The sequence below is a fragment of the Nocardia sp. JMUB6875 genome, from assembly GCF_041154655.1.
Classification (GTDB): domain Bacteria; phylum Actinomycetota; class Actinomycetes; order Mycobacteriales; family Mycobacteriaceae; genus Nocardia.
Map to the genome: position 1 here is coordinate 24,786 of NZ_BAAFGR010000090.1, position 6,857 is coordinate 31,642.

Annotated in this window: 6 protein-coding genes; 3 read left to right on the forward strand and 3 right to left on the reverse strand. The window is 67.3% G+C overall.

What is annotated here, in order from left to right:
- Positions 1–51 precede the first annotated feature (51 nt).
- The gene (locus ACAM49_RS22865; RefSeq protein WP_369637588.1) at positions 52–1,407 is read right to left on the reverse strand and encodes an MFS transporter; all 1,356 of its coding nucleotides are present in this window, start codon (positions 1,405–1,407) and stop codon (positions 52–54) included.
- A 117-nt stretch (positions 1,408–1,524) separates the two neighbouring features.
- On the reverse strand, positions 1,525–2,211 hold the full coding sequence (locus tag ACAM49_RS22870; RefSeq protein ID WP_369637589.1) for an FCD domain-containing protein: 687 nt from the start codon (positions 2,209–2,211) through the stop codon (positions 1,525–1,527).
- Positions 2,212–2,336: 125 nt separating this feature from the next.
- On the opposite strand from ACAM49_RS22870, the gene ACAM49_RS22875 reads away from it, so the two are divergent.
- From ACAM49_RS22875 to ACAM49_RS22885, 3 genes are read left to right on the forward strand one after another with little or no spacing between them, the layout of a single operon-like run.
- Positions 2,337–3,452, forward strand: a complete 1,116-nt coding sequence (locus ACAM49_RS22875; RefSeq protein WP_369637590.1) for a mandelate racemase/muconate lactonizing enzyme family protein — start codon at positions 2,337–2,339, stop codon at positions 3,450–3,452.
- Between the two features lie 16 nt (positions 3,453–3,468).
- Positions 3,469–4,881 (forward strand): cation:dicarboxylase symporter family transporter, encoded by a 1,413-nt coding sequence (locus ACAM49_RS22880; protein ID WP_369637591.1) that lies wholly within the window; start codon positions 3,469–3,471, stop codon positions 4,879–4,881.
- Positions 4,882–4,890: 9 nt separating this feature from the next.
- Positions 4,891–6,063 (forward strand): mandelate racemase/muconate lactonizing enzyme family protein, encoded by a 1,173-nt coding sequence (locus ACAM49_RS22885; protein WP_369637592.1) that lies wholly within the window; start codon positions 4,891–4,893, stop codon positions 6,061–6,063.
- Between the two features lie 14 nt (positions 6,064–6,077).
- Here ACAM49_RS22885 and ACAM49_RS22890 read toward each other — a convergent pair whose 3' ends face one another.
- Positions 6,078–6,497, reverse strand: a complete 420-nt coding sequence (locus tag ACAM49_RS22890; RefSeq protein ID WP_369637593.1) for a hypothetical protein — start codon at positions 6,495–6,497, stop codon at positions 6,078–6,080.
- Positions 6,498–6,857: the final 360 nt, after the last annotated feature.

Sequence of the window (6,857 nt, forward strand, 5' to 3'; positions counted from 1 at the left end):
CGGCGGATGCCACGGGCGATTGCCCAGCCTAGTAGGCGCCGCGGCGATCGGTTACCCGCCCACGCCGGGCGCGGGCTCGGACGCCGCGGGCACGGCCCGGCGGCCCCGGGCCCGGATCGCCAGACCCGCCAGGACCAGCAGCGCACCGACATTGGCGAAGATCATCACACCCATGGACAAACTCGTATTGCCGTGCGAGGCGTCCTGGATCCAGCCGAAGGCGTACGGGCTCACGAACCCGGCCGCATTGCCCATGGAGTTGATCAACGCGATGCCGCTGGCCGCGCCGACACCGGCGAGATACGAGGTCGGCACCGCCCAGAACAGCGGCTTGGCGGTCTGCGCGGCCATGGTCGCCACGATGATCGCCGCGAATGCGACGGTGGGAACCGACAGTTCGGCCGCGGTCACCACGAACGCGATCACCGAGACGCCGAGCGCGACCAGCACCGGTGTGGACGAACGCTCGTCGCGGATCGCGCGGCCGGTCAGGTACATGCAGACCGCCGCGAGCAGGAACGGCACCGCCGAGAGCCAGCCGACCTGGAAGCTGCTCAGCCCGTGCCCGACCTTTTTGATCACCGAGGGCATCCAGTAGGTCAGCGGGTAGGCCCCGCACAGCAGCAAGAAGTAGGCCAGGCACAGCGCGAGGACCCGCTTGTCCTTGAGCGCGGCCCGGTGCCCGGACGGCGCGGCCACCGCGCGCTCGGCGTCCTCCTGCGCGAGAATACCGGTCAGCCAGGCCTTTTCACTCGGCTCGAGCCAGCGCGCCCGCGCGGGCGAATCGGTCAGGGTCAAGAAGAACAGCACGCCGAGCACCATCGCGGGCACGCCGCCGACCACGAACACCCAGCGCCAGCCCGCCAGCCCCAGCGTCCCGTCGAAGGCGTCCAGGATCCAGCCGTTGAGCGGCCCGCCGAGCACGCTGGCCAGTGGGATCGCCACCATGACCGTCGAAATCACCTTGGTGCGCTGGGCATTCGGATACCAGCGGGTCAGGTAGACGATGATGCCCGGGAAGAAGCCCGCCTCGGCCACGCCGAGCAGGAACCGCAGCACGCACACCGTGGTGAAGTTGGGCGCGAAGGCCGTCGCGGCGGCGATCACGCCCCAGGTCACCAGGATTCGGCTCAGCCACACCCGCGCCCCGAACCTGGTCATGGCGATATTGCTGGGCACCTCGGCCAGGATGTAGCCGATGAAGAAGATGCCCGCCACGAAGCCGTACTGGGTGGCGCTCATGCCGAAGGCCTGGTCCATGCCGAACTTGGCGAAGCCGATATTGATGCGGTCGATGTAGCTGACGATGTACCCGATCACCAGCAGGGGCACCAGCCGGATCGTCACCTTGCGTAGGACGCTGGCGCCGAACGGCGAATCCTCTGGTTTGAGTACGACTTTGTCCATTGTTTCCTCCATGGACCTCGAACCGGCACGCCCGCTCAAAAATGTGGCATGCCTTAAAGCGTGAGTAGCATGCTACTCACGCTGTGACGCGGCCCACAAGAGTTTCCCGAACAGACATCAGGAACGCGCGGCCGCCAGCATGCGCTCCTTGCCCGCCAGCACGTGCGCCTCCATCAGCTCGCCCGCGCGCTCGACGTCTCCCGCGGCGAGGCAGTCGAGGATCTCGGCGTGCTGGGTATTGGAAATGTGGCGTGCCGCAGCGGTTTCCAGGCCGTGGCGGCGGAACAGGTGCAGCTCCTTGGACACGCCGTCGTACAGCTCGGCCAGGCGCGGATTACCCGCCAGCGCCACCAGATCGCGATGCAGATCGACATTGCCCGGGTAGTACTCATCGGTGCTGGCCTCGGCCTTCGACAGGGCTTTCACCTTGTCGCGCAAGCGAGTCAGATCCTCCGGGGTCACCCGCGCGGCGGCCAGCTTGCCCGCCAGCCGGAACAGTCCGGCCCGGATGTCGTAGAGCTGCGCGGCCTCCTCGACCGAGATCTCCCGCACGAACATGCCACGGTTGGTACGGAATTCGACCAGCCGGCTGCGTTCCAGCTGCCGGCACGCCTCGCGCACCGGACCCCGGCTCACCCCGAGCCGCAGCGCCAGCGACGACTCGTTGATCCGATCACCCCCGGTCAACACGCCGCCGATGATCATCCGTTCCAGCTCTTCGACGATGAGCTGCGGCAGCGAGCTCGCCTGCCGCTCGGCCACCCGCTGCTGCAGGGCCGACATCACCTCCGGATCGTGGGCCATGGGGGTGCAGTATCCCCGCCGGAATCGTCAATTGCAAATCGTTGACAGTTGACAATCTACCCGCGCACACTCGGTCCACCGGACAGCCGGAGCCACCGGCGGCCGGAGCCGAGGGAGGCTTTGCGATGAGGATCAAGGACATTCGCGCCAGCGTGCACACCACCTCGATCGAGGTCCCGCTGCTGGACGAACGGGTCCGCGGCTACGGGCGGGAGGAACAGAAGGACTTCGTGTTCTGCGAGGTCGAGACGGATGAGGGGCTGACCGGCGTCGCGGTGACCGGGCATTTCCTGGCCCACGCCGTGGTGGTCGCCCTCGAAAGACATTTCCTACCGGCGGTTCTCGACCTGGAGCCGCGCGAGATCGAGGCCGTGCACCAGCGGGTGTGGCAGAGCCTCAATCCGCGGGCCATGACCGGCGTGGTGTCCAGTGCCCTGTCACTGCTGGATATCGCGCTGTGGGACATCAAGGGCAAGCACGCCGGGCGCTCGGTGGCCAGCCTGCTCGGCGGGGCGCGCACCGATGTCCCGGTGTACGTGACCTTCGGATTCCCGCAGTACGACCGCGAAACCCTCGCGGCCGCGGCCCGGCTGCACGTCGAGCAGGGCTTCACCGCGCTGAAATCGGTTGTGGGCGTGGATCCCCGGGGCTGGCGCGAGGACGCGGCCCGGGTGCACGCCATCCGCTCCGCTGTCGGGGACGACATCGATCTCATGATCGACGCCAACTACCTGCTCACCCCCGTCGACGCCGCCATGCTGTGCCGGGAGATCGAGGGTGATCGGCTGACCTGGTTCGAGGAACCGTTGCAGCAGAACGACGCTCGCGCCCTGGCCGACCTGCGGGCGCACACCGCCATTCCGCTCGCGGCCGGGCAGATGGAGGGCCACCGCTGGCGGCTGCGCGAACTGGTCGAGCGCCGCGCCGTCGACATCCTGCAACCGAACGCCTGCTACTGCGGCGGTTTCACCGAGCAGCGCAAGGCCGCGCACCTGGCCCAGATCTACAACCTGCCGCTGGCCCACGGCGGCGGCTGGCCGCTGTTCAACCTGCACGCGCTGGCCGGGCTGATGAACGGCTGGCTGCTGGAATGGCATGTCGGCATGGCCCAGGTCGGTCAGTTGCTGTTCCCGGACGCACCCCGTCCGGTCGACGGCCGCTTGGCGGTGCCCGACCGTCCGGGCCTCGGTCTGACCGTGGACCGGGACGCGTTGCGCGACACGCTCGTCACGCGGCGATGACGGGACGGCGAGTGTCATGGATCTCCCCAAGCCCGCGGGCGTGCCAGCCGCCGAGCCACCATCCGGCCAGGCCCAACCGGCTTTCGGTCTCACCGAGCCACTTTCCGACGCGTCCGAGCCGGGTGTACCGAAGCCACGCTGGCGTCGGCTGATCGCCAGCACCAGCCTGCAGGTTCTGGTCGCCGCCGTCGCGGCCGCCGTATTCGGTATCGCCGCACCGCATTACGCGGCCGGGATGCAGCCCCTGGCGACCATCTTCATCTCGCTGGTGCAGCTGGTCATCGCGCCGATCGTGTTCCTGGTCATCGTGACCGGGATCGTGACCGCCGGTGAGCTGAAATCGGTGGGCCGGGTCGCGCTCAAGGCGCTGCTCTATTTCGAGATCGTCACCACCATCGGCATGCTGCTGGGCCTGGCCGCGGTGAATCTGCTGCGTCCCGGCAGCGGCGTGCCCAAACCCGAGCACGCCTCCGACAAGCTCTCCAGCTATATCAGCACCGAGCAGCACAACACCTCGCTGACCGCGTTCCTGTCGAAGATGGTGCCCAGCAATGCCGTCGGCGCGTTCGCCACCGGCGGCATCCTGCAGGTGCTGATCTTCGCGGTGCTGTTCGCCCTGACCCTGCTCGCGCTGCCGGGCTCGGTCTCGGAGCCGATCACCCGCGCCTGCGGCGTGCTGAGCACGGTCTTCTTCAAGATGATCGCGCTCATCATGCTGCTCGCCCCGATCGGCACCTTCGGCGCGGTGGCCGCCACCGTCGGCAAGTACGGGCCCCAAACCCTCACGGCGCTGGTCAAATTGGTGCTGGTCTCGGTGCTGGCACTGGCGGTGTTCATCGCGCTGGTGCTCGGCATCGTGGCGCGGCTGGCCGGATTCCGGCTGTGGCGGCTGATCCGGGTGCTGCGCAAGGAATTACTGGTCGTGCTGGGCACCTCCTCCTCGGAGGCGGTACTCCCCCAGCTCATGGACCGGCTCGAGGGCGTGGGCTGCCGCCGCAAGGTCATCGGCCTGGTGGTGCCGGCCGGATTCTCCTTCAATCTCGACGGTGTCGCCGTCGTGGTGCCGATCTGCGTGATCTTCATCGGGCAGGTCTACGGCGTCCCCATGACCGGCGCCGATCAGCTCACCCTGTTCGCGATCTTCCTGGTGCTGTCGAAAGGCACGGCGGGCGTTTCGGGTTCGGCGTTCGTGACGCTGGCCAATACCGTCGCCGCCACCAGCCTGGTGCCGATTGCCGGTCTGGCGCTGGTGCTTTCGGTGGATCGCTTCCTGTCCATGGCCCGCGCGGCCACCAATGTGCTCGGCAATGCCGTGGCCACGGTCGTGGTGGCGCGCTTCGAACCCGGCGGGATCGATCGCGGGGTCGCCGCCCGCGAGATCGGCATGCGACCCGCCAAAACGCCTGTCCCCCAATCGGAACAACTCTGAGGAGCCCCTGTGCCACGCATTGTCGCCATTCATGAAGGCACCGTTCCCATCAGCTCGTCGATGAGCAACGCGTTCATCGATTTCAGCGCCATGGACTGCTCGGTCGTCGCCGTGGTCAGCGATGTCGTCCGCGACGGCGAGCCCGTCGTCGGCTACGGCTTCAATTCCAACGGCCGCTACAGCGCCGGGGAGATCCTGCGCCGCCGCGTCATCCCCCGGCTGCTGGCCGCCGACCCGGACAGCCTGCTGACCGCGGACGGCCTGGCCGTCGACCCGGTCAAGGCCTGGGATGTCATGACCCGCAACGAGAAACCGGGCGGCCACGGCGAACGCTCGGTCGCGGTCGGCGTCGTCGACATGGCGCTCTACGACCTCGCCGCCAAACTCGCCGGACTCCCGCTCTATCGCTGGCTCGCCCGGCAGTACGACCTGGGCGAGCCGGACCCGGATGTCTTCGTCTACGCCGCGGGCGGCTACTACTCCCCCGGCAAGGGCCTGGCCCAGCTCCAGGACGAGATGCGCGCGTTCCTGGACCAGGGTTACGACGTGGTCAAGATGAAGATCGGCGGCGCGGATCTGGCCGAGGACCTCAAGCGGGTCGAAGCCGTCCTGGATGTCCTCGGCGGCGACGGGTCACGCCTGGCGGTGGACGCCAACGGCCGCTTCGATCTCGATACGGCCCTCGAGTACGGTCGCGCCCTCGCGCCCTACGGCCTGCGCTGGTACGAAGAACCCGGCGACCCACTGGATTTCGCACTGCACGCCACCCTGGCCGAACGCTATCCGGGTGCGCTCGCCACGGGCGAGAACCTCTTCTCCCGCATGGACGCCCGCAATCTGCTGCGCTACGCGGGGATGCGGCCCGATCGCGACATCCTGCAGTTCGATCCGGTGCTCGGCTACGGACTGGTGGAGTACCTGCGCATCCAGGACATCCTGCGACAGCAGGGCTGGTCGGCGCGCCGCTGCATTCCGCACGGCGGCCATCAGTTCGCCCTGCACATCGCCGCCGCATTGCACCTGGGCGGAAATGAATCCTATCCGGGTGAGTTCCAGCCCACCGGCGGCTTCGCTGACCATGCCGTGATCGAGCACAGCCGAATTCGATTGCCGGACAGCCCGGGTATCGGATTCGAGGACAAGGCCATGCTGTACAACGTCTTCCGAGCATTACATGACTGAATGGCCCTGGGTTTTCACTTCGACCGCACGAAGCTGAAACGCCTGCTGTCCTGATCCAGGGAACGAAAACTCATGACTTCCGTTCCGGGAGCCGGACATACGAAAGTCACACTCTTGACCATCGAGGTCGACTTGTCGCCCGTACCGGCACCGGCCATACGCATCGCGGCCGAGAATCCACCCGAGGGAACGACGGCGTAAATGCCTTCGCCCGCCCCCAGCTGGGCGCTGCGGAAAGCGATGCCGCCGGTGCCGTCGAAACTCAGCACATTCGAGGGATCCTCGGCCGCGGTGAATTCCCCGCGGTAGTCCCCGAGCCCCGCGCCACAGGTCCCCGCGGCCGCACCGGGCGGCGCCGCAGCGGTCGCCGCGGCACAAAACCCCAGCGCAAGGGCCATCGCGACGGCCACCCTCGAGCCCTGTCCAGCAGTCATACCGCTCCCTCCCGGTCAGTTCCTTCCCGGGAAGTTGACCGCGGAACCGGACGAATCAGTCGAAGACACGCCCGTCCGTTACCGAAACGTGTGCTGGCACAGTACATAACACAATAATCTGAAAACGCCTTATTCCGACCGATTAGTCTGTTTGGCGCACAAGGGAATTCGCGCTCCTGTACGGATGATCAGCAGGTCGCGACACTCCCGGGAATGCAGGCATCGCACCAATTGCGTGGCGCTGGTCCTACCGTTGTCGGCATGACACGAAAGAAAGCCATCGGCCTGCTAGTCGGTGTGTTCGTTTGTGCCACCGTATTCACCCTCGCCCCCTCCGCGGCGTGGGGCTCCGGCGAAATC